This is a genomic window from Cupriavidus sp. GW823-FHT06D04 (assembly GCF_058795055.1).
On sequence record NZ_JBXAHL010000003.1, the window covers coordinates 313,109 to 334,681 of the forward strand.

A 21,573-nucleotide genomic window follows, 5' to 3' on the forward strand; every position below is an offset into this window, starting at 1 on the left:
TGCGTGCCTTAATTCAGGCTCTTGACTTCACGCACGTGGTCGTCGAGCTCAAGGAACGACGGCCGCACCGTGGAGTACAGCACCTTGCGGCCGAATTCCACCGCCACCAGCGGCGCGTAGCCGTTGAGCGAGGCCAGCAGCACCACCTTGATGCATTCGTAGACCTTGACGTTCTCGGACACCTGCAGCTCGATGCGCGCGGCCAGCGGCGAGACAAAGCCATAGGCCAGCAGGATGCCCAGGAAGGTGCCGACCATGGCGTGCGCGATCAGCGCGCCCAACTCGGCCGGCGGCAGGTCGGCCGAACCCAGCGCATGCACCACGCCCATCACCGCGGCAACGATGCCGAAGGCGGGCAGCGCGTCGCCGACGCGCGACAGCGCATGGGCGGGGATCTCGGCCTCGTGGCGGAAGGTCTCGATCTCGTGGTCCATCAGGGCCTCAATCTCGAAGGCATTCATGTTGCCGTTGACCATCATGCGCAGGTAGTCGGTGAGGAATTCCATCACCACCGGATCCGACAGGATGCGCGGGTACTGGCTGAAGACGCTGCTGGCGGCGGGGTCCGCGATTTCCTTTTCCAGGAACAGGATGCCCTCGCGCCGTGCCTTGGACAGCAGCACGTACAGCAGCGACATGACGTCCAGGTACAGCTCTTTCTTGTACTTGGAACTCTTGAACAGACCCGGCAGCGCCCTGGCGGTGGCCTTGATGGCCTTTGCTGTATTGGTGGCGATAAAGGCACCGAAGGCGGCGCCCCCGATGATTACAAATTCCGCCGGTTGATATAGCGCGCCCATGTGGCCGCCGGTCATGGCGTAACCGCCAAGCACCGCCACAACCACGACGACATAGCCAAGAACTACTAGCACGATCGGATCCCCGTCTAAAAACGCGCGTCAGCCACGCTCATTTGCCCGTTGCACGGGCGCACGGAGAGAATCCGTCCGCCAGCGCAGCAAGCTTGCCAGCCGGCGGACCTTGACCAGGATCAGGTGTTGGTCTGCACGGCGGCGGCGTCTTTCGAGAGCTTCTTCACTTTCCCTGCGCGTGACGGCGGACGGCACAGGCTGCACACAAAGTTCGCGTGCGGCTCATACGCGTGCGTGACAAACTGCCCGCCGCAACACGTGCACCGGGACAGCTGCAGCATGTTGCTCTCGAAGAACCGTACTAACGTCCAGGCACGCGTGAAACTTAAGACAATTTCGCCGCCGAGCAGCGAAACATGCTCAAGGTACAGGCGGTAGGCAGCCACCACCGCGCGAATGCCCACGGTCTCGCCCTCCTGCACCATGAACTGGTAGGCAGAGAAGAACAGCGAGGAATGGATATTCGGCAGCCAGGTGGTGAACCAGTCCGTCGAGAAGGGAAGCATGCCCTTGGGGGGCGAGACGCCGCGCAACTCCTTGTACAGGCGGATGAGCCGGTCACGCGACAGCGTGGTCTCGGCTTCAAGCACCTGCAGGCGCGCACCCAAGCCGATCAGCTCGATCGCAAGCTGGGTCTGGTTGGCATCCTGGAGCACGCTCTTGCGGCTGGGAACGGAGGTGGCCGTGTAACTCCGGGTCGGCTCGGCCTGCAGGAGCGCGGTCAATTGAGCGACTCCACAGGCTGGCGTGCAAGCAGGATCGCGGCGTGGATCTGCTGCATGTCATGGCTCTTGGCCGTGTGGGTGAGAGTGGACAGAAGCGCATGGTCGTCGAAGCGGAACCTGCACAGCACCATGTTGGATGCCGCCAGCTTGACGAGTTGCGCGGAAGTCAGCTTGGCAAGAATATCCGCGATTTCCTTGCTGACCCCGAGCCGGAACATGGCTTCGACCTGGTTTTCGCGCACCAGGCGTTGCGCGAGCAGCAGATAGGCGAGATTAACCTCCCTGATCTCCTGGAGAACTTCACTGCTTTCCAATTTATCCCCGCTACCAAAAACCCGCCGTGGCCGCTTGTCCGGCGCTTACCGATGCCCTCGCGGGCCCGGCGACCAGATCGTTTGTATGCGGCTGGGCGGGTACAACGTACGACTAAGGAACTACGCCCGTGTCCAACTGTAATCAACCCCGTTACAAGTGTTACAGAGTGTAAGTAAGACTGTTACGTTTATATCGGCAATCCACCCGCAATGCCAATCCCTACTTACGCGGGGGGGGAACCAAATGTCGCATGAAACATACATGAGCGCGCACATTTTGTAACACGTCACATCTCTGACACTTGATCTGGCGCAAGCCAGTCTCGCAAACGTCATATCTGCAAACGCGCGACCAGCGCCCTCGGTAGCCTGCTGGAATCCTCTATTGACGAGTGCCGCCTATTGCGTTTAGCGCGCAAGCACTGTCCGTCATCCCAGTACGAGATTCGTGGCCGGATGCAGCGCGCCGGATGCCAACCGCGCCCTCAGTGCCCAAACATGCGCCGCAGCCACGCCGCCAGCCGGGCGAACACATCGTCGGGCGCTTCGCGGAACAGCGCCGGGCGCATGCGCTCCACCTGCTCCAGCACGCGCGAGGCTTCTTCCGGCCGCACCGAGCCGTATTCCAGGGCCAGGCCCAGCATGCCGCGCAGCTCACCCACGCGGGCGCGGCCCGCGGCTTCGCTGTCTTCGGTCTGCAGCGCGTACATCAGGTCATAGGCGCGCTGGCGCAGGCTTTCGGCCAGGCGCCATGCGGGCGTGCGCATGCGCTCTTCCAGCACGCGCACGTCTTCGGCCGAAGCCGCCACCTGCGTGGCGAGCGCCTCGGTGAAGGCCGCATCGGCGCCGCATTCCGACAGCACCTGCGCGGCCCATTCGCGCGCATGCGCCAGGCGCTGGTCCGGCGTCCAGTCGGGCTGCACTGCCAGCCCGAAGCCAAAGCGCTGGGCATCGCGCATCAGCGCCGCCAGCGCATTGGGCAACTGCTTGTCGAACACGCGGCGTGCCCAGCCGTATTCACCGCCGGACAGCAGCCGCGAGACCGCGCGCTCGGTGAGCGGGCCGTCATGCTGCAGCAGCCGCGCGCGCAGGAATTCCTGGAAATCGGGCGGCAGGAACTCGCGGTCCAGGCCGGTCGAGACCCCGACGAACTGCTCGAATTCCTTGCGCAGCCGGGCCGCATCGTCATGCGGCAGGGCCAGGTTGATCTCGGTCGTCATAGCCTTGCCATCCGGGCCGCCTCGCGGCCCGTTGCCAGTGGGGATCAGAACGCGCTCCAGTCGCCGTTGTCGGCTGCTGCCAGCGCGGGGCGCGCGGTCCTGCCTGCCACCAGCCGCGCCGGCTGCGCGGCGACAGCATCAGCCGCCTCGGGTGCGGCGGCATGGTCCGCCGCAGGCACAGCGGCGGCCTTCGTGCTGGCAGGCAGGGCCTTGGCGACCCGCTTGCCGGCAGGGATGGCGCGCACCGCGCCGGCGGCACGAGACGCCCTGGCCGGCAGCGCCGTCGCCGCAGGCAGGGGCTGGGCCGCGAACGAACCCGCGCGGGCATCCTCAGCCGCCAGGCGGAACGTCGCCACGGCCGCCTGCAGCCGGCTGGCCTGCTCTTCCAGCGCGCCGGCGGCGGCGGCAGCTTCTTCCACCAGTGCCGCGTTCTGCTGCGTGCCCTGGTCCATCTGCGCCACGGCCTGGTTGACCTGCTCGATGCCCGCGCTCTGCTCGGCCGACGCCGCGCTGATCTCGCCCATGATGTCGGTCACGCGCTTGACCGCCTGCACGATCTCGTCCATGGTCTTGCCAGCCTGGCCCACCAGCGCCGAGCCGTTATCCACGCGCTCCACCGTATCGCCGATCAGCCCCTTGATCTCCTTGGCCGCGTTGGCGCTGCGCTGCGCCAGGCTGCGCACCTCGCCCGCCACCACCGCGAAGCCGCGGCCCTGCTCGCCGGCGCGCGCCGCTTCCACCGCCGCATTCAGCGCCAGGATGTTGGTCTGGAAGGCGATGCCTTCGATCACGCCGATGATGTCGACGATCTTCTTCGACGCATCGTTGATCTCGTCCATGGTCTGCACCACCCGGCCCACCACTTCGCCGCCGCGCAGCGCCGTCTCCGACGCATTCGCCGCCAGCCCGCTGGCCTGGCGCGCGTTGTCCGCGTTCTGGCGCACCGTGCTGGTCAGTTCTTCCATGCTCGACGCCGTTTGCTCCAGCGCTGCCGCCTGCTGCTCGGTGCGCTGCGACAGGTCGTTGTTGCCCGCGGCAATTTCACGCGAGGCGCTGCCGATGGATTCCGCCGACACCTTGAAATCGCGCACCATGCGCGACAGCTGCTGCTGCATCTGCTGCATCGCATAGACCAGGCTGCTCTTGTCGCCTGCGCGCGTGGTCACCGGCGAGGAGAAGTCGCCTTCGGCAATGCGCGCGGCAATCGCGGCCGCATAGGCCGGCTCGCCGCCAAGCTGGCGCGACAGCGCCCGCGCCAGCAGCACGCCCAGCAGCACCGAAAGCGCCAGGCCGCCCAGCACCAGGCCCAGCATCCACAGGCGGGAGGCGTTGTAGACGCTGCGCGCTTCTTCCATGTTGTTGCGGGCGCGGTCGTCGCGGCGCTTGACCATCTGGAACATCACCGCTTCCAGCGCATGGCTGTCCTTGAGCAGGTCGGCGCTCTCGGAGAACACCTGGCTTTCAAATTGCGAGGTATCCAGCGGCTGCTTGCTGACCAGTTCGACGTACTTCTCCATGCGTGCGCGGAAAGCCGGCGACAGCTCCTGGTACTGCTTGACCAGTGCCTTGCCCTCAGGCTTGTCGAAAACGCCCGCGACCTGGCGGATGCGTTCGTCCATCGCGCCGAGCGACTTCACGATCTGCTCCTTCTCGGCCGAACGCTCGCCCATGGTCGATGCCGACAGCAGCGCGATCTGCGCACGGCTGGCATAGACCAGGTTGATATTGGCGTCCTGCACAGCCTTCAGCGCCTGCAGGTCGCCGTTGTAGATCTTGCCGGTCCAGTCGGCCATGCGCCCCATGTTGACCACACCCAGCAGCCCCATCACGGCGCCGATCACGGCAACGACCAGGAATCCGGCAACCAGCCTGGTCGTGACGCGCAGTTGATTGAACCAATGCATAGCAACTCCCCCTTGTAACTGAAGCCTCGGGCGCGGCGTGCCGCACCCTTTTTGTACGCATGCAGGTCGGTGTTCCCGCGCCTGCCTCGTCTTTGATTCGGACTGGCCTGGTTCCGTGGACTAGGCCTGTGCCAGTGACTGGGCCGCGTCGGCACGCGCATGGGCCGGCAGGCGCTGCGGACGCACCTCGGCCTGCATGCTGACGCGGAACGTGGCAATGGCGTCGCGCAAGCGCATGGCTTGCTCTTCGAGCGAGCCCGCGGCGGCGGCAGCTTCTTCCACCAGTGCCGCGTTCTGCTGCGTGCCCTCGTCCATCTGCGCCACGGCCTGGTTGACCTGCTCGATGCCCGCGCTCTGCTCGGCCGACGCCGCGCTGATCTCGCCCATGATGTCGGTCACGCGCTTGACCGCCTGCACGATCTCGTCCATGGTCTTGCCAGCCTGGCCCACCAGCGCCGAGCCGTTATCCACGCGCTCCACCGTATCGCCGATCAGCCCCTTGATCTCCTTGGCCGCGTTGGCGCTGCGCTGCGCCAGGCTGCGCACCTCGCCCGCCACCACCGCGAAGCCGCGGCCCTGCTCGCCGGCGCGCGCCGCTTCCACCGCCGCATTCAGCGCCAGGATGTTGGTCTGGAAGGCGATGCCTTCGATCACGCCGATGATGTCGACGATCTTCTTCGACGCATCGTTGATCTCGTCCATGGTCTGCACCACCCGGCCCACCACTTCGCCGCCGCGCAGCGCCGTCTCCGACGCATTCGCCGCCAGCCCGCTGGCCTGGCGCGCGTTGTCCGCGTTCTGGCGCACCGTGCTGGTCAGTTCTTCCATGCTCGACGCCGTCTGCTCCAGCGCCGCCGCCTGCTGCTCGGTGCGTTGCGACAGGTCGTTGTTGCCCGCGGCCACCTGGCGCGTTGCCGTGGAGATGCTGGCCATGCCCTCCTGGATCTCATGCACCACCGACTGCAGGCTGCGCTGCATGGTCTGCATGGCCTGCGCCAGTGCGCCGATCTCATCCGCGCTGCGGTGCTCGAAGCGGGTGGTCAGGTCACCCGCGCCCATGCGCAGCGCAAAGTCCAGCATGTGGCGCACCGGACGGTGCACGCGCGCCAGCAGCATGGTGCCGGCCGCGAACGACGACGCCAGCGCCAGCGCAAAGCCGCCCCACAGCCACGGGCGCACCGCGGCCACGCCTGCGCCGCCCAGGGCTTCCACCGCAACCAGTGCGGCCAGGAACCACACCATGCCGCCGGCCTGCGCCCACAGGATGCGGCGCTTCAGGTTCAGGCGCAGCAGCCCCTGCACCAGGCCGCGCAGCCCGGTGCGCACCACGGCGCCGTGGCGGATCGCCAGCCCCTCCGCGCGGCCGGCGCGCAAGCGTGCGTAGGCGGCGCCGGCGGCTTCCACCTGCTCGCGCGTCGCCATCGACCGCACCGAGGTGTAGCCGACCACGCTGCCATCGACGCACGTGGGCGTCACGGTGGCGTTGACCCAGTAGAAGTCGCCGTTCTTGCGGCGGTTCTTGACCACGCCCATCCAGGTGCGGCCGGCCTGCAGGTCCTGCCACAGGTCGGCAAACGCTTCGGGCGGCATGTCGGGATGGCGCACCAGGTTGTGCGCCGCACCGAGCAGCTCTTCGGCCGCAAAGCCGCTCGCCTCGATAAAGGTGCGGTTGGCAAAGGTGATCCGGCCCTTGAGGTCCGTGCGCGAGATCAGGTAGTCCGATGGGGAGAGCTTGTATTCGCGCTGCGTAACGGGTTGGTTGTTTCGCATCTATGACAATACTGCAGGCCCGGGCGCGGCAATGTGCTGCACCCTGGGCGGGTTCGGTCCGGCAGGCGGGTGCCGGCCGGACAACGTTGGCGCTGCCGCGGGATCAGGCCACCGCGTCGAGCGCGGCGAGTTCTTCGGTGTTGAGCAGCTTCTCGATGTCGACCAGGATCAGCATGCGTTGCTCGACCGAGCCCAGCCCGCGGATGTAGTCGGTCGCCAGTTCGCCGGAGAAATGCGGCGTGGGCTTGATCTGCTCGGCGGCAAGGGTCAGCACGTCGGACACGCCATCCACCACGATGCCGGTGGTGCGGTCGTTGAGGTCGACGATGATGACGACCGTGTACTGGTCGTAGCTGACGTTCTGCTGGCGGAACTTGATGCGCAGGTCGATGATCGGCACGATGATGCCGCGCAGGTTGATCACGCCCTTGATGTAGTCCGGTGCGTTGGCAATCTGGGTGACCGACTCGTAGCCGCGGATCTCCTGGACCTTCAGGATGTCGACGCCGTATTCTTCCCGGCCCAGCGTGAAGGCCAGGAACTCCTCGCCCGCGCCGTCTGCCTTGTCGATGTGCTTCATCGTCTAGCCCCCCAAAATTGGCTCATGCTGGTTTGCTGGCGCTGCTGCGGCCAAGGCCGCTGGCTGGCACCGGGGCATGACTTCGCCCACCAGTGTTTACGGCAGCAATCCGGCTGACTGAAGGGCGACGCCCGGCTTCCCTTACCCTTCCGAGGTAGGGGGCGCGGTGGACAGCAGCGCCGTCACGGCCTGCATCAGCTGGTCAGGATCGAAGGGCTTGGGCAGGAAACCCGAGGCGCCGGCGGCGCGGGCCTGCTCGCGGATGCTGCCGTCCTGCTCGGTGGTCAGCATCAGGATGGGAATGCACGCATAGCGCTCAGTGGCGCGCAGGCTGCGGATCAGCGTGAGGCCATCCATGCCGGGCATGACCTGGTCGGTGACCAGCATGCCGAAGCTGGCGCCGGCTGCGAGCGCATGTGCCTGATCGCCGTCAGCCGCCTCGGTCACGTCAAACCCTCCTGCGCGCAGGCAGGCGCCGATCATGCGGCGTAGAGAAGGAGAATCGTCGACGACGAGGATGCTGGGCGATGACATGGGCGCCTCCGGTTTGCAGGACTCGATTGATCCGCCAGGATGGACACACGGGCAGCGCAGCCGGCGACGGACGGGCCGGCGCAGGGCTGCGCCGCAAACGCTGGCAGCCTGCCAGACCGGTTATCGGCCGCGTTGCGGGCGAACTTTAGCCGTCAGGCGCCGCCGCCCTGCTCGCGCAAGGCATCGGCAAAACCGGCAGCATCCAGCGGCAGCGACAGCAGGTAACCCTGCACCTCGTCGCACCCCATCTCATTGAGGATTTCCAACTGCGATGCCGATTCAACGCCCTCGGCCACCACCTTCATGCGCAGTTCGTGCGCCAGCGCCACCATCGAGCCGACGATGGCGCGGCCCTGCGCATCGGTGTCGAGCCCGCCGATCAGCGTGCGGTCGATCTTGAGCGTGCCCACGCGCAGGCGTTTGAGATAGCCCAGGCTGGAATAGCCACTGCCAAAATCGTCCAGCGCCACCTGGATGCCGAGCGACTGCAGCTCAGCCAGCGTTTCCAGTGACTTGCCGATATCCTTCATCGCCGCGGTCTCGGTGATCTCCAGCGTGATCGCCGAGGGCGGGATGTCGTGCTGGTGGATCTGCTCGAGCAGGTATTGCGGGAAATTTCGGCTGGCAAAGCGCAGCCCCGAGACATTGATCGCCACCGGCACGGTGGGCACGCCGGCGTCCCGCCACTGGCGCACCTGGCGGCAGACGCTGGTCAGGACCCAGTCGTCGAGCTTGTCGATCTGGCCCGACTGCTCGGCCACGGTGATGAACTCGGCCGGGCTCACCTGGCCCAGCGCGGGATGGCGCCATCGGCATAGCGCTTCCGCCCCCACCAGCGTGCGCCGGCGCGCATCGTACTTGGGCTGGAACTGCAGCGACAGTGCGTCGTCCTGGATCGCCAGCCACAGGTCGCGCCGGATCACGCGGGTGCGGCGCGCGCGTTCGCCGGCGGCGCTGTTGAACAGGCGCACCTGGTTCGAGCCGCTCTGGCGGGCCTCGGCCAGGCTGACGCGCGCGGCCTGCATCAGCGCCTCTGAGGTCTGCGCATCGCGCGGATAGATGGCAATGCCGATGTTCACGCCGATCTGCATCTGCAAGCCGCGCGCGGCGATGAACTCGGCCAGCGAGCCGAGCATGCGCGAGCCCAGTTCCTGCGCGCGGCCATGGTGGACCAGCTCGGGCACGCCCACGGCAAACTCGTCGCGCGCCAGCCGGGCCAGGAAGTCGTGCGGCTCCAGCACCGCCTGCGCCAGCGCGCCGGCGTCCTGGGCCAGGATATCGTCGGCGCGGATCTCGAAGACCTCGTCGACCTCGCGGTAGTCGGCAATATGGATCAGCAACACGGCGCAGCCGGTCTCGGCCAGCCGCGCCTGCGCGATCGCCTGGTCCAGCCAGCGGCCGAAGGCGACGCGGTCAGGCATCGTCGTTGCCACGCTGTACTCGCCCACCGTGCCCTGCCCGCGCGCGGCGGCACGCACGGTAAGACGGCCGGGGCGGCCGGGAATGCGCGCGCCGCGCCGCGCCAGCCGGGGCTCGTGCCCGCGCGGCAGGCCATGCGCCTCGTCCGCCAGCTCATCGGCCAGGCCGGCTTCGTGGTGCGCCGGCAGCAAGCCACGCGACTGCGCGCGGTGGACGGCGAACATCAGCGCGCACAGCGCGGTCAGTCCGCCCGCCAGCCAGGCGGGGTGCGGCAGGCCGGCGGCATCGATGCAGGCGCGCGCCGAGGCCGAGCCCGCGCCACAGGCGCGGCCCAGGTGCGTGCCAGCCGCCGCCACCAGCCCGGCGCCAGCGACGACCGCCATGATCGCCGCACCACGCCACAGCCGCGTACCCTGGCGCAGCCACTGCACCAGCAGCTTGGCAGCCGCGGTGGCGGCCGCGGCGGCAGCGAAGCTGGCCGCCATCTGCGCCGTGTCGTTGGCCGCCGGCACGCTGCCCGACAGCATCACCACCAGCACGGGCACGCTTACGCTCAGCTGCGACAACAGTGCCGCCGACCAGGTCAGCGTGCGCAGCGAGCGGCCACCGGCTGACTGGTCCGCACGCCCGGCACGAACGCCAAGGGCGGCGGCCACGCCCAGCAGGGCAGCCAGCAGCAACAGGACGGAACTCAGGGCAATCATTGGGCTGCGCGATGATGAAGAGAATGCGCGAAGAAGGTCAGGACGCGGGGCAAACCCCGCATCATGGCATCTTGCAGTCGCCGTGTGAACAAGGCAATGGTGGGGACAATAGTCTAGAACGCGCTCCAGTCATCATCGGCCCCGGCAACGGCCAGCGCGGGCCTCGCCGCCGGACGGCCTGCCGGCAGCGCCGCCGGCCGCACCGACATGGTGCGTGCGGTGCGGCCAGCGACAGCCGTCGCGGCCGCGCCTGCCCCCACTCCCGTACCCGTGCCAAGGTTGAACACCGAGACCACGTTCTTGAGCTTCTGCGCCTGTTCTTCCAGCGCCCCGGCTGCGGCGGCGGCCTCTTCCACCAGCGCGGCATTCTGCTGCGTCACCTCGTCCATCTGGGTCACCGCCTGGTTGACCTGCTCGATGCCGCTGGTCTGTTCCTGCGACGCGGCGCCGATCTCGTTCATGATGTCCGTCACGCGGCGCACGGCCTGGACGATCTCGCCCATGGTCTGGCCGGCTTCGGCCACCAGCCGGGTGCCGCTCTCCACGCGCTGGCCCGACTCGCCGATCAACGCCTCGATCTCCTTGGCGGCCGAGGCCGAGCGCTGCGCCAGGCTGCGCACCTCGCCCGCCACCACAGCAAAGCCGCGGCCCTGCTCGCCGGCACGCGCGGCTTCCACCGCCGCATTGAGCGCCAGGATATTGGTCTGGAAGGCAATGCCCTCGATCACGCTGATGATCTCGACCACCTTGCGCGAGGCGCCGTTGATCTCGTTCATGGTGTCGACCACGCGCCCACCACGTCGCCGCCCTTGAGCGCGATCTGCGAGGCCTCGTTGGCCAGCACGCCAGCCTGGCGCGCGTTGTCGGCATTCTGTCGCACCACCGTGGTCAGCTCTTCCATGCTGGCCGCGGTCTGCTCCAGCGACGAGGCCTGTTCCTCGGTGCGCTGCGACAGGTCCAGGTTGCCGGTGGAAATCTGCTGCGTGGCCGATGCCATCGAATCGGCGCCGGTGCGCACTTCGGCAACGATGCCCGACAGGCTGGCCTGCATCGCGGCCAGCGCCTGCATCATGCGGCCGATCTCGTTCTTCGAGACGCTAGCGATGCGCGAGGTCAGGTCGCCGCGGGCGATGCGCTCGAACACAGCCAGCGCCTCTTGCACCGGCGTGACGATGGCGCGGTTCAGCGTGACCGTGCACAGCACAGCGACCGCCAGGCCCAGCACGATCAGCACGATCGACAGCATGCGGATGCGCGCAAAGCTGGCCTGCGCGGCATCGAAGTTGGCCTGCCCGGCAGTCATCTGGAACTTCTGCAGCTTCTCGTGCACGCCCGACATGCTGCGCTGCAGGTCAGGCAGCACCTTCTTCGCCAGCCGCAGGGCCTCTTCCTGGTTGCCCGCCAGCGAGGCCGCCTGCAGCGGCAGCACGCCCTGCTCCATGAACACCTGGCGCTGCTTGCCCAGTTCCGCGGCGAGCGCCTTTTCCTCAGGATTCTGCGGCAGGCTCATATAGCGCTTCCAGGCAGCCTCCGAAGCCTCAACGAACACCCTGGAGCGGTCCACGTGAACCTTGGGATCGTCCTGCTCGCCCTGCATCACGTTGCGGTCCAGCGCCAGGCGCATGCGCGTGGTGGCCTGCATCGCCTCGCTGAGCGCGACGGTGGAGCCGAGCTGGTTGGCATAAGTCTCCCTGAGGGCATCATTGCTTTGTGAAATACCGTGCAGGCCGGCACCGCCGACCAGCAACAGCAGCAGCGACAGCATTCCCATGGCGCCCCGCAGCAGGGTCTTGATCTGGATATTGTTGTGGAAGGACATGAATGAAAGAAGACTGTGCAACCCGCGGGGCACACCCCTGGCCCCGTTCCGGCAGGATCGACGCCCAGATGATCCGCCCTGCCCGGATAACGGCGCCGCCTCCTGGTACTTGAGGCGCCGCGCCGGTGGCGACGCAATTAATCGGCCATAACCGGCGTGTCGGATATACGCCACGTGGCTTGCCGCGCGATCGCCACGAACGCCCTGGCGAATTTGCCGCCGCAGATTATCGCGATTTGATTTTGGCGGCGGCTGGCTGCCGCCGGGCCGGTTTGCATACGGCCGCACCATTTGCGGGCCTGAGCCGCGAACTGCGGCCGGGCAACACCGACGAGGACGGAAATCCCGGCGACAGACCACGACACCGAAAGTTCACACAATTATCGGCGCCAAGAATTTTCGCAAAAACAGCATCCGATTACTACGGCAGGATTTGCAGCGGGCGGCGACCTCGTTATAATTGTTTTCAGCATTTTCACCCCCGCACACACCCACCGCATTCCACTCCACCGGAAACCGAGGACCCAATGGCGACTTATCAGGAAATCGTTCAGAAAATCAGTGAACTGCAGAAGCAGGCCGAGGAAATCAAGGCACGCGAACAAGCCACGGTGATCGCGGATATTCGCGAGAAAATCGAGCAATATGGCCTGACCGCGGAAGACCTGGGTTTTGGCGCAAAGGTGCCGGCCGGCAAGAAGGCGGTCAACCGCAAGGTGCCGGTACGCTATCGCGACAGCGCCGGCAATACCTGGACCGGCCGCGGCAAGCGCCCGGGCTGGCTGACTCAGGCCCTGGCCCAGGGCAAGGCAGTTGAAGACTTTCTGATCCGCTGAAACACGCGATCCGGCAGATGGCAAAACGCCACGGAATTGATCCGTGGCGTTTTTGTTTTCTGGCCTGCCGCGGCGCCCGTGCAACACCGCGGCACCGCCTGCCCCGGCCGTCAGGCGTCGAACCCCTGCGGATTCATCGACTGCCAGCGCCATGAGTCCTCGCACATGCGGTCGATGTCATGGCGCGCGCGCCAGCCCAGCAGCTGGTTGGCCAGCGCGGGATCGGCGTAGCACGAAGCGATGTCGCCCGGGCGCCGCGCCACGATGTCATGCGGCACCGGCTTGCCGCTGGCACGCTGGTAGGCCTGCACCACTTCCAGCACGCTGTAGCCACGGCCCGTGCCCAGGTTCACGGTCATGCTCTTGCCCTGCGCGCGCAGGTAACCCAGCGCCGCTAGGTGGCCGTCGGCCAGGTCGCAGACGTGGATATAGTCGCGCACGCCGGTGCCGTCCGGCGTCGGGTAGTCGCCGCCGAATACCATCAGCCTTTCACGGCGCCCGCCGGCCACCTGTGCCACATAAGGCATCAGGTTGTTTGGAATACCGCGCGGATCCTCGCCGATCAGCCCGCTTTCATGCGCGCCGACCGGATTGAAATAACGCAGGTAGGCAATGCGCCAGTCCGGATCCGATGTTTCCAGGTCGCGCAGGATTTGCTCGCCCATCAGCTTGGTCTGGCCATACGGATTGGTGGCCGACAGCGGGAAATCTTCCAGGATCGGCACCGCATGCGGATTGCCATAAACCGTGGCCGAAGAACTGAACACCAGCTGTTTCACCCCGGCCGCACCCATTGCCGCGCATACCGTCAGCAGCCCACCAAGGTTGTTGCTGTAATACTCCAGCGGCTGGCTCACGGATTCGCCCACTGCCTTGAGCGCGGCAAAATGAATCACCCCGCTGATGCGGTGTTCGGCAAAGAGCCGGTCCAGCAACGCGCGGTCGCGCACGTCGCCCTGCACAAAATGCGGGGTCTGGCCGGTAATGGTGGCGAGCCGCTCCAGCACCACCGGGCTGCTGTTGCATAGATTATCCAGGCCGATCACGTGGTAGCCGGCATTGAGCAGCGCAACCCAGGTATGCGAGGCGATATAGCCGGTGGCACCGGTCAGGAGCAAGGTTTCAGGCATGGAAAATACGCGTCGGAATTCGATTCAGGGCCGGGCCTTGGCCTGGCGGATTCAAAAAGTTACTCAAGCACAACTTTCAGCAGCGTAAGCCGGTGAAGCAGCTTATTATCCACGATCTGCCGTTGCGCCCAGGTTAGCCGGCGCAGAGCGCGGGCAATGCTAGGCCCGGCTTGCCGGCGCTTCCGCCACCAGCCCTGCCCGCGCCTGCCAGGCTTCATAGGCGGCGCGCAGCCGCCAGCCGGACTCCAGGTCGCGCATGCCCAGGCATTGCGCCACCTCGGCCGGCGCCGTGCCGGCCTCGAAATGCATCGCGGCGCAGGTATTGCGCAGCGTCTGCGGCGACGCGCGTTCGCTGCGGCTGGCCAGCACACCGGCCTCGTCCAGCAGGATCTCCACGCGCCGGTAGACCGAGGCGGCATGCATCGGCCGCCCCGACGGCATGGCGGGAAACACCAGGCCGCCAAGCGTGCCGGAGGCTTCGCGCAATGCCAGCCAGGCCCGCAGCGGCGCATGGGCCAGGCTGAACAGCGGCACGGTATAGGCCCGGCCGTTGTCCGCGCGGACCATGCGCAGCGCCATCCGGCCGGGTGCGCCAGCTTCGATAGCATCGACCCGCAGCGCCCGGGCTTCGCCTACCTTCAGGCCGCCGCCGAGCAGCACCGCCAGCAGGGCCGCATCGCGGGCGCGCTTCCATTGGGTGGGCGATGCCGCGGTATGCGTGTCGCCGGCCAGCATGCCGGCCGGGCCGAGTATCCGCGCCACCAGCAGGTCGCGCTCGCCCGGCAGCAGGAAGGCGGTGGGATCGTTCTCGCCATCGGCCAGATGGGCGCGCACCGCCTGGCTGGCCGGGTTGTGCATGCCCTCGCGCAGCCGCGCCAGGTGATGGAACACCCGTTCGATCAGCCGCGTATAGCGATAGCGGTGCGATTTGTGCAGCTGCTGCGCGTCCAGGAACTCACCGATCTGCTCCGCCGACCAGCTCAGCGGCGGCAGCCCGCGCTCGGCCGACCAGCGCAGCAGCTTGCCCCACATGGCGCGGTACACCACGCTGGTGCCGTGCCGGAAGCCATGCCGTGCCAGCCAGCCGTCGAACGCGCGCTCCGGATGGTCACGCCAGGCGGCCAGGTCGGCATCGAACAAGGCCGCCTGTTCAGGATGGGCAGCGGAGGGCTTAGTGGTCACTGACTCTCCTGCCGGGGGCCGGCGTGCGGGGTTGGGATCCCGCCTATTGTAGACAACCCGTCACTGCGCGGCGGGGGCGCCGGCACCGTTGGCCCCGCATCGCTTGCACAGTGCCCCGGCGCATGCTACCTTTCCATCCACTATGCAACTGGTTGCATAAACCCCGCAGCCAGACCCCGTCAAACGAGACGCCCGCGCATCGACGCCAGCCAAGGAGACCGACGTGACCACCACCAACCTGATTCCCGCCGCTCAGGCCTCACTTGAAGCCTGGCACCAGATGCTGGCCAACGGTTCGATGGCCGGGCTCGACGCCATCGTGGCCGATGAGGTGGTGTTCCGCTCTCCGGTCGCGCACACCCCCTACCCCGGCCGCGCCGCGATTGGGCTGGTGCTGACCACGGTGAACCAGGTGTTCCAGGACTTCCGCTATCACCGCAGCTTTGTCAGCGAGGACGGCCACAGCGTGGTGCTGGAATTCAGCGCGGCCGTGGACGGCAAGGCGCTCAAGGGCATCGACATGATCCGCTTCGACGACGCCGGCCGCATTGCCGAGTTCGAAGTCATGGTGCGCCCGCGCTCTGGCCTGGAGGCGCTGGCCGCCGCCATGGGCGCGCGCCTGGCCAGCCAGAGAGACGTGCTGACCGGCACGGCCTGACGCAACCCTGTTTCGCAGCACCGCTTTTTCGTTTTACCGGATTACCCAGGAGACTTCACCCATGGCCCTTCCCGCCCAACTCCAGAACCGGCTGTCGCTGCCGGTGGTCTGCTCGCCGCTGTTCATCATCTCCAACCCCGACCTGGTCATCGCCCAGTGCAAGGCCGGCGTGGTGGGCTCGTTCCCCGCGCTGAATGCGCGCCCGGCACCCAAGCTGGAAGAATGGCTGGACCGCATCACCACCGAGCTGGCCGAACACGACGCCAAACACCCGGACCGCCCGTCGGCGCCGTTCGCCGTCAACCAGATCGTGCACAAGTCCAACGACCGGCTTGAACATGACCTGGAGCTGTGCGTGCGCTACAAGGTGCCGATCGTGATCACCTCGCTGGGCGCGCGCAAGGAAGTCAACGACGCAGTGCACTCGTACGGCGGCATCGTGCTGCACGACGTGATCAACAACACCTTCGCGCGCAAGGCCATCGAGAAGGGTGCGGACGGACTGGTCGCGGTTGCCGCTGGTGCCGGCGGCCATGCCGGCACGCTGTCGCCGTTCGCGCTGCTGCACGAGATCCGCGAATGGTTCGACGGCCCGCTGCTGCTGTCCGGCTCGATCTCCAGTGGCGACGCGATCCTGGCCGCGCAGGCCGCCGGCGCCGACCTGGCCTATATCGGCTCGGCCTTTATCGCCACACAGGAAGCCAACGCGCAGGACGGCTACAAGCAGATGATCGTCGACAGCAACGCCAACGACATCGTCTACTCCAACCTGTTCACCGGTGTGCACGGCAACTACCTGCGCGGCAGCATCGAGCGCGCCGGCCTGGACCCGAACGCGCTGCCCGAATCGGATCCGTCGAAAATGAATTTCGGCTCCGCCAGCGTCAAGGCGTGGAAGGACATCTGGGGCGCCGGCCAGGGCGTGGGCGCGATCAAGCGCGTGGTGCCCGCGGGCGAGCTGGTGCGCCGCTTTGCCGAGGAATATGCGCTGGCACGCCGCCGGCTGGGGTTGGGTGAGGCCATTCAGGCCGGCACGCGTGCCGTCGATCTGGCCTGACGCTGCCAGTCAGCTGGCCTGGCAGGCTGTAGCCGCCGCCCGTGGGGGGCGCGGCTACAGCAGCGGCAGCAGTTCCTCGCCCCAGGCCACCCAGTCCTGCTCGAAGCGGATGCCGCGCTGCAGCAGCGCATAGCGCAACTGTTGCGCGCGGTCCATGTCCGGCGCAGAAAAATCGCGCCGCTCGATCGCCAGGTAAGTCTCCAGCCGGGCCCGGTGCAGCGCGATCAGCCGCCGCATCTCGTCGCCCAGGCCAAGCGGCCCGATCACCGCATCGGCGCGCAGCTTGACCAGGATTTCCTCGCGCTGGTCCAGGCTGGCGCCGGGGGTCAGCACCCAGCGTGCCAGTTCGTCACGGCCGGCCGGCAACACCCGGTAGACCTTCTTGCGGTTCTTGCGATCGCCGGCACCGGTCTCGCCTTCCGCCGCCTCGGCTTCATCCGCGGCAATCCAGCCACTATCAGCCATCCGTCCCAGCTCGCGATAAATCTGCTGGTGCGTGGCATGCCAGAAATAGCCGATGGAACGGTCAAAGCGCCGCGCCAGGTCATAACCGGACGACGGTTTTTCGATCAGGGAAATCAACAAGGCGTGCTGGGTCGACATGCGTCTGGGCAGTGGCCCGTCGGGGGGCGATGAAAAATGGTTGGAAGCGGATGCGGCAGACCCGGAACCGGAACGCGCCGGTAGCCGCACTTCGCCGGGCTGGCGCTATGGTATCGCAATGCCGGCCTTGCGCAGCACCCTCTGCGATGTCGTCATCGGCGTCGCCAGCAGATGCCATACATTCATTAAATTTGTCAGTTTCGAAATTTCCTGGCAGACAGAATTAAAAAACGCTGAATGGCATTTCTGCGCTTGATGCAATACATTCCATACATTGAAATCCAGTGCGAGCGCATATCCGCCCCCGGCCGCACCTTGCAGCAATCCTGGAGTGTGTCCATGACCGGAAGAATTTTGCTTGCCGAAGAGCGCGACGTGGCCTGGGAAGCCGACGCCGGCGAGCTCCCGTTCGGCATCCTGCCGCCCATGCGCGACAAGGCGCCCATTTACTACCGCCTGCCCGATACGCCGGACGGGCACCATATCAAGGAATACGCCAGCGGGCTGCGCCAGCTGGTGCGCTTTGTCGGCGTCGAAGAACAGGTTGTCAAATTCAGCCTGGGCTGACCAGGCACGTAACCGTTTCCCTGTGGTTGTCTCCTCCGAGCCCGTTCCTGCGGGCAGGGACTTGAACCCGTGAATTTCGCGGGTTTTTTCTTGGCCGGCCGAATCAGAGCTGCGGCGCCAGGCAGGCCGCGCCGTCCGGGTTGGCTGTTTCCGCCATGCCGAACACCGCCCTGGCGCCGCATTGCGAGCCGAACATACGCGCCTGGTCGTGGCCAACGCCCACCACTTCATAGGCCTGGTGGCGGATCACCAGCCCGGGGCTGGCCAGATAGCGCTCATAGCGCAGGTAGCCGCGGGCCCGCTGCAGGCGCGTGGGGCCTTCGGCCTCAGCGCCGCACGCCTTGTCGAGTACGCGGTGGTTGGGGTCGTTGTCTTCCGTGCCGGCCAGGTAGGTCACCTGACGCCCGGCGTAGCGCTGGTACAGCGACGGGCCATTGGCTCCCTTTGCGTAGGGCACGATGTCCTGCATGCCATAGCGGTACTTGTCGTAATCCGGGCACGCCGCCTTGTCGTAAGACGCAAACGAGCGGCCGTCCGCGCCGGCCGGGCGCACCGGCGTGAAGTACAGGTAGGACGAGGGGTTGGCCACCACATAGCGCAGGTCGATGCCGCGCGCGCGGATGCGCTCGTCGACATTGTTCAGCACGGCATAGCGATGCACGATCTGCGCACCGCCCGAATGCCCGGCCACGGTCACCCTGGCCACCTGCGGCAGGCGCGCCTTGTCGGTGACGAAGGCCATCAGGTCATCGAGGACCTGCAGTGAACTGACCGTGAACGGCGAGTTGACCGCGTTCTGGCCACTCATCCAGCCCTGCACCGACCATTGCGGCATGCCATCGAAGCCCTTGCCGTGGTCAGGCGTGCCGGGGAAGTTGGGCGCGACCAGCAGCACCTCGTCCGGATTGCGGCCGCTGGCCTTGAGCAGTGCAGCACCGGCGGCGTAGTAGTCATCGCCGTTGCGCTGCAGGCCGTGCTGCACGAACACCACCTCGCGGATGCGCGACAGGTCTGCGTCGAGCTGATGGTTGGCGTAGACCGGGAAGTCATAGCCCGCGCCCGTGCCCAGGTGCACGCGCTGCCAGTGCGGCTTCGTCTGGGCCGGCGTGGCCGCCGCCTCTATCGCCCTGGCGGCGGAAGGCGTGTCAGGTGCGCTGGCGCAACCGGCCAGCACGGCCATGGCGATGGAGGCGCCGGCCAAAGCCCGGCATGGTTTCCTTGGCACAACGAGAGCAATGGCTTGCAGCATGGGGAAGCGACTCCTGTGGGAATGTTCTGCCGGCGACGGACCCGGACGCGCTGCCCTGGTCAGCCCAGGCGCCTGACCAGCGCCGCCACGTCCGGCCAGGTCACGCGGCGGACCATGACCCGCAGGTCCGGACCGTGGAAGTCATCCTCGAACGCCTCGGATTCCTCGCCGCCCAGCCGCTGGTAGAACTCGCGCGCCTGCGTATTGGCTTCCAGCACATAGAGGAACAGCGGCCGCCCTGGCCAGCGCGCGGCCACGCGCTGCGCGCAGTGGGCCAGCAAGCGCTTGCCCAGGCCCTGACCGTGGAAGGCGGGCAGCACGTGGAGGTTGTCGAGATAGATGCCGAACCGGGGCTCCGCCTCGGGCAGCAGGCAGGCAAAGCCAGCGGCTTCGCCGTCGACCATGGCCAGCGTGACTTCCACGGGGCCGTCGGCGCCGTCGTGCATGCGGGCGCGCCAGGCGGCCAGCCGTTCCGGGTAGGCCTGGTCCCGCAAGTAAGCGGCTGGCAGCATGCCGGGATAGGTGTGCTGCCAGCTGGCGGCGTGCATGGCGGCAAGCCGTTCGGCATCGGCAGCGGTGGCGGGGATCAGCGCAAGATCGGACATGATAGGCGGCACGAATCTGAAGGCCGGGCTCGCCACACACCCGGCGAGGCATCGGGAAGTGCCCATTGTGCCTGCGGCAAGCCCAGGCTTGCAAAATCCGGATGCAGGGATTGCAATTGGCATGCCGGGAACGCAGGATGCAGCACCCGGCACGTGACCCGGCACAATGAAGAGGAAGCCCCCATGTACATGGTCTACTGGTCCGAAGGCGACGGCACCGGACTCAGTCCCCACGCGCAGTCATTCCCCAGCGACGCCATGCGCGAAGCGCTTCGTTTTACCGAAGCGCTGCGCCAGCGCCAGCACGCGGGCGAGCCGGTGAGCTTTGTCACGCTGTGCTCGGAGAATCCCAACTCGGTGGGACGAGCCGGGGCGGCGGATCCGCCGCCCGACTACGAGTGGAAGAAGAGGCGGCCCTGAGGATTCCCAGGCCGCCATGCCCCCTCAGGCCCGCGCGGCCGCAGGCCGCAGCGCGGCGCGCACCACGAAGGCCATCAGCACCGCAAACAGCAGCATCACCGCCAGGAAGTACAGGCCGGCAGCGAGACTGCCGGTGGCGTCCTTGATCACGCCGATGCCATACGGCCCGAAGTAGCCACCGAGATTGGCCAGCGAATTGATCGTAGCGATGCCCACCGCGGCGCTGGCGCCGGTCAGGAACTCGCCCGGCAGCGCCCACACCACCGCCTGGATCGAATAGATCGAGAACGCCGTCAGGCAGATAAACAGGAACTGCAGCACCGGCGACTGCACCCATGCGCTCAGCGCCATGGTTACCGCGGCCATGCCGGACACCACCACAATATGGCCGTAGCGCTCGCGCTTGCGATCCGAATGGCGCGGCACCAGGTAAAGCCCGACCACGGCGAACAGGTAGGGCACGGCCGACAGCATCCCGGTCATCACATCGGTGACGCCGAACTGCTTGATGATGGTCGGCAGCCACAGCGACAGTCCGTAGATGCTCAGCGGGAATGGCAGGAACAGCAGCGACAGCAGCAGCACGCGCTTGTCCTTGAGCGCCTGCAGCGGATTGCCGTGGGATTTCAGCGCATAGGCGGCCTGGTCGGCAGCCAGCTCACGCTCGATCCAGGCGCGGTCGCCCGGCGCCAGCCACGCGGCGCTGGCCGGCGACTCCGGCAGCAGCTTCAGCGTCGGCAGGCACAGCAGTACCGCGGGCAGGCCGCTCAGCACGAACAGCGTCTGCCAGTTGTTCATGCCGAACAGCCCATGCGTGGACAGCACCAGCCCTGCCAGCGGACCCGTGATGATCAGTGCGATCGGCTGCGCCAGCACGAGCAGACCGATGATGCGCGCGCGGTGCCGCATCGGGAACCACTTGGTGAGGAAGTAAAGGATGCCCGGGTAGAGGCCCGCTTCGGCCGCACCCAGCAGGAAGCGCAGCGCATAGAAGCTGTAGGGGCCGCTGGTCAGCGCCATCGCCATGGTAATGACGCCCCACGTGAGCAGGATGCGCGCGAACCAGCGGCGCGCGCCAAAGCGCTCCAGCGCCAGATTGCTCGGCACTTCGCACAGGAAGTAGCCGATGAAGAACAGGCCCGCGCCCAGGCCGTAGGCCGCATCGCTGATGCCGATGGCCGCGTTCATGTGCAGCTTGGCGAAACCCACCACCGAACGGTCGATATACGCGACCACGTAGATCAGCGCAAGGAACGGAATCAGCCGCCGCACCAGCATGCCGATGATGCGGCTTTCCTCTATCGCTTGTGAATCTTCACCCTGTGTCGGGGCGGCGCGCTCCATCGGCGCGGTCTGGGTGCCATGCATGGCAAGTCTCCTCTTATTGTGGCAGGCAGGATCGCGC

21 protein-coding genes and 1 pseudogene are annotated in these 21,573 nt (G+C 66.9%); 6 read left to right on the plus strand and 16 right to left on the minus strand.

What is annotated here, in order from left to right; genetic code table 11:
• Nucleotides 1-8 precede the first annotated feature (8 nt).
• The 10 genes and pseudogenes from motA to AC1Q7H_RS07590 all read right to left on the minus strand — a co-directional run bounded on the left by motA (nt 9) and on the right by AC1Q7H_RS07590 (nt 11,861).
• A complete protein-coding gene (motA, locus tag AC1Q7H_RS07545) occupies nt 9-872 on the minus strand; it encodes a flagellar motor stator protein MotA (protein ID WP_013951938.1) in 864 nt (287 codons plus the stop codon).
• A gap of 119 nt (nt 873-991) precedes the next feature.
• Nucleotides 992-1,597: a flagellar transcriptional regulator FlhC gene (flhC, locus tag AC1Q7H_RS07550; RefSeq protein ID WP_013951937.1), complete on the minus strand. Its 606-nt coding sequence runs from the start codon at nt 1,595-1,597 to the stop codon at nt 992-994.
• Nucleotides 1,594-1,911, minus strand: a complete 318-nt coding sequence (flhD, locus tag AC1Q7H_RS07555) for a flagellar transcriptional regulator FlhD (protein ID WP_010812713.1) — start codon at nt 1,909-1,911, stop codon at nt 1,594-1,596. Before flhD ends, flhC begins: the two co-directional genes overlap by 4 nt.
• A 485-nt stretch (nt 1,912-2,396) precedes the next feature.
• Nucleotides 2,397-3,131 (minus strand): DUF4088 domain-containing protein, encoded by a 735-nt coding sequence (locus tag AC1Q7H_RS07560; RefSeq protein ID WP_316155191.1) that lies wholly within the window; start codon nt 3,129-3,131, stop codon nt 2,397-2,399.
• Between the two features lie 44 nt (nt 3,132-3,175).
• Entirely contained in the window at nt 3,176-5,035 is a 1,860-nt protein-coding gene (locus AC1Q7H_RS07565) for a methyl-accepting chemotaxis protein (RefSeq protein WP_211979566.1), read from the minus strand.
• A gap of 120 nt (nt 5,036-5,155) precedes the next feature.
• On the minus strand, nt 5,156-6,805 hold the full coding sequence (locus tag AC1Q7H_RS07570; protein WP_492377776.1) for a methyl-accepting chemotaxis protein: 1,650 nt from the start codon (nt 6,803-6,805) through the stop codon (nt 5,156-5,158).
• A 103-nt stretch (nt 6,806-6,908) separates the two neighbouring features.
• Entirely contained in the window at nt 6,909-7,385 is a 477-nt protein-coding gene (locus AC1Q7H_RS07575) for a chemotaxis protein CheW (RefSeq protein WP_013951933.1), read from the minus strand.
• 141 nt (nt 7,386-7,526) lie between these two features.
• The gene (locus AC1Q7H_RS07580) at nt 7,527-7,919 is read right to left on the minus strand and encodes a response regulator (protein WP_013951932.1); all 393 of its coding nucleotides are present in this window, start codon (nt 7,917-7,919) and stop codon (nt 7,527-7,529) included.
• Between the two features lie 152 nt (nt 7,920-8,071).
• Nucleotides 8,072-10,042, minus strand: coding sequence for a putative bifunctional diguanylate cyclase/phosphodiesterase (locus tag AC1Q7H_RS07585; RefSeq protein ID WP_013951931.1), 1,971 nt, complete (start codon nt 10,040-10,042; stop codon nt 8,072-8,074).
• 113 nt (nt 10,043-10,155) lie between these two features.
• Nucleotides 10,156-11,861 (minus strand): annotated as a pseudogene (locus tag AC1Q7H_RS07590) (methyl-accepting chemotaxis protein).
• A gap of 527 nt (nt 11,862-12,388) precedes the next feature.
• Here AC1Q7H_RS07590 and AC1Q7H_RS07595 point away from each other — a divergent pair.
• The gene (locus tag AC1Q7H_RS07595) at nt 12,389-12,697 is read left to right on the plus strand and encodes an H-NS histone family protein (protein ID WP_010809859.1); all 309 of its coding nucleotides are present in this window, start codon (nt 12,389-12,391) and stop codon (nt 12,695-12,697) included.
• Between the two features lie 110 nt (nt 12,698-12,807).
• Here AC1Q7H_RS07595 and galE read toward each other — a convergent pair whose 3' ends face one another.
• Together galE and AC1Q7H_RS07605 are read right to left on the minus strand one after the other, a co-directional pair.
• On the minus strand, nt 12,808-13,827 hold the full coding sequence (galE, locus tag AC1Q7H_RS07600) for a UDP-glucose 4-epimerase GalE (protein ID WP_013951929.1): 1,020 nt from the start codon (nt 13,825-13,827) through the stop codon (nt 12,808-12,810).
• 159 nt (nt 13,828-13,986) lie between these two features.
• Nucleotides 13,987-15,009 carry a tyrosine-type recombinase/integrase gene (locus tag AC1Q7H_RS07605; protein WP_013951928.1) on the minus strand — a complete coding sequence of 341 codons (1,023 nt, stop codon included), beginning with the start codon at nt 15,007-15,009 and terminating at the stop codon, nt 13,987-13,989.
• 223 nt (nt 15,010-15,232) lie between these two features.
• On the opposite strand from AC1Q7H_RS07605, the gene AC1Q7H_RS07610 reads away from it, so the two are divergent.
• Nucleotides 15,233-15,667: a nuclear transport factor 2 family protein gene (locus AC1Q7H_RS07610; RefSeq protein ID WP_013951927.1), complete on the plus strand. Its 435-nt coding sequence runs from the start codon at nt 15,233-15,235 to the stop codon at nt 15,665-15,667.
• A gap of 61 nt (nt 15,668-15,728) precedes the next feature.
• Entirely contained in the window at nt 15,729-16,724 is a 996-nt protein-coding gene (locus tag AC1Q7H_RS07615) for an NAD(P)H-dependent flavin oxidoreductase (protein ID WP_492381086.1), read from the plus strand.
• Nucleotides 16,725-16,778: 54 nt separating this feature from the next.
• Here the strand turns inward: AC1Q7H_RS07615 and AC1Q7H_RS07620 are convergent, their stop codons facing one another.
• The gene (locus tag AC1Q7H_RS07620; RefSeq protein WP_013951925.1) at nt 16,779-17,327 is read right to left on the minus strand and encodes a PadR family transcriptional regulator; all 549 of its coding nucleotides are present in this window, start codon (nt 17,325-17,327) and stop codon (nt 16,779-16,781) included.
• Between AC1Q7H_RS07620 and AC1Q7H_RS07625 the strand changes: the two genes are divergently transcribed.
• Together AC1Q7H_RS07625 and AC1Q7H_RS07630 are read left to right on the plus strand one after the other, a co-directional pair.
• Nucleotides 17,326-17,583, plus strand: coding sequence for a hypothetical protein (locus AC1Q7H_RS07625; protein ID WP_148271640.1), 258 nt, complete (start codon nt 17,326-17,328; stop codon nt 17,581-17,583). The two genes, AC1Q7H_RS07620 and AC1Q7H_RS07625, sit on opposite strands and share 2 nt — an antisense overlap.
• A gap of 83 nt (nt 17,584-17,666) precedes the next feature.
• The gene (locus tag AC1Q7H_RS07630) at nt 17,667-17,894 is read left to right on the plus strand and encodes a hypothetical protein (RefSeq protein ID WP_013951924.1); all 228 of its coding nucleotides are present in this window, start codon (nt 17,667-17,669) and stop codon (nt 17,892-17,894) included.
• 103 nt (nt 17,895-17,997) lie between these two features.
• On the opposite strand, the gene AC1Q7H_RS07635 is transcribed toward AC1Q7H_RS07630, so the two are convergent.
• Nucleotides 17,998-19,143, minus strand: coding sequence for a hypothetical protein (locus tag AC1Q7H_RS07635; RefSeq protein ID WP_492377778.1), 1,146 nt, complete (start codon nt 19,141-19,143; stop codon nt 17,998-18,000).
• 59 nt (nt 19,144-19,202) lie between these two features.
• Complete coding sequence (locus tag AC1Q7H_RS07640; protein WP_013951922.1) at nt 19,203-19,748, minus strand: GNAT family N-acetyltransferase; 546 nt, start codon at nt 19,746-19,748, stop codon at nt 19,203-19,205.
• A gap of 183 nt (nt 19,749-19,931) precedes the next feature.
• Between AC1Q7H_RS07640 and AC1Q7H_RS07645 the strand changes: the two genes are divergently transcribed.
• Nucleotides 19,932-20,168: a hypothetical protein gene (locus AC1Q7H_RS07645; RefSeq protein ID WP_013951921.1), complete on the plus strand. Its 237-nt coding sequence runs from the start codon at nt 19,932-19,934 to the stop codon at nt 20,166-20,168.
• 24 nt (nt 20,169-20,192) lie between these two features.
• On the opposite strand, the gene AC1Q7H_RS07650 is transcribed toward AC1Q7H_RS07645, so the two are convergent.
• Nucleotides 20,193-21,536: an MFS transporter gene (locus tag AC1Q7H_RS07650; protein ID WP_492377780.1), complete on the minus strand. Its 1,344-nt coding sequence runs from the start codon at nt 21,534-21,536 to the stop codon at nt 20,193-20,195.
• Nucleotides 21,537-21,573 lie beyond the last annotated feature (37 nt).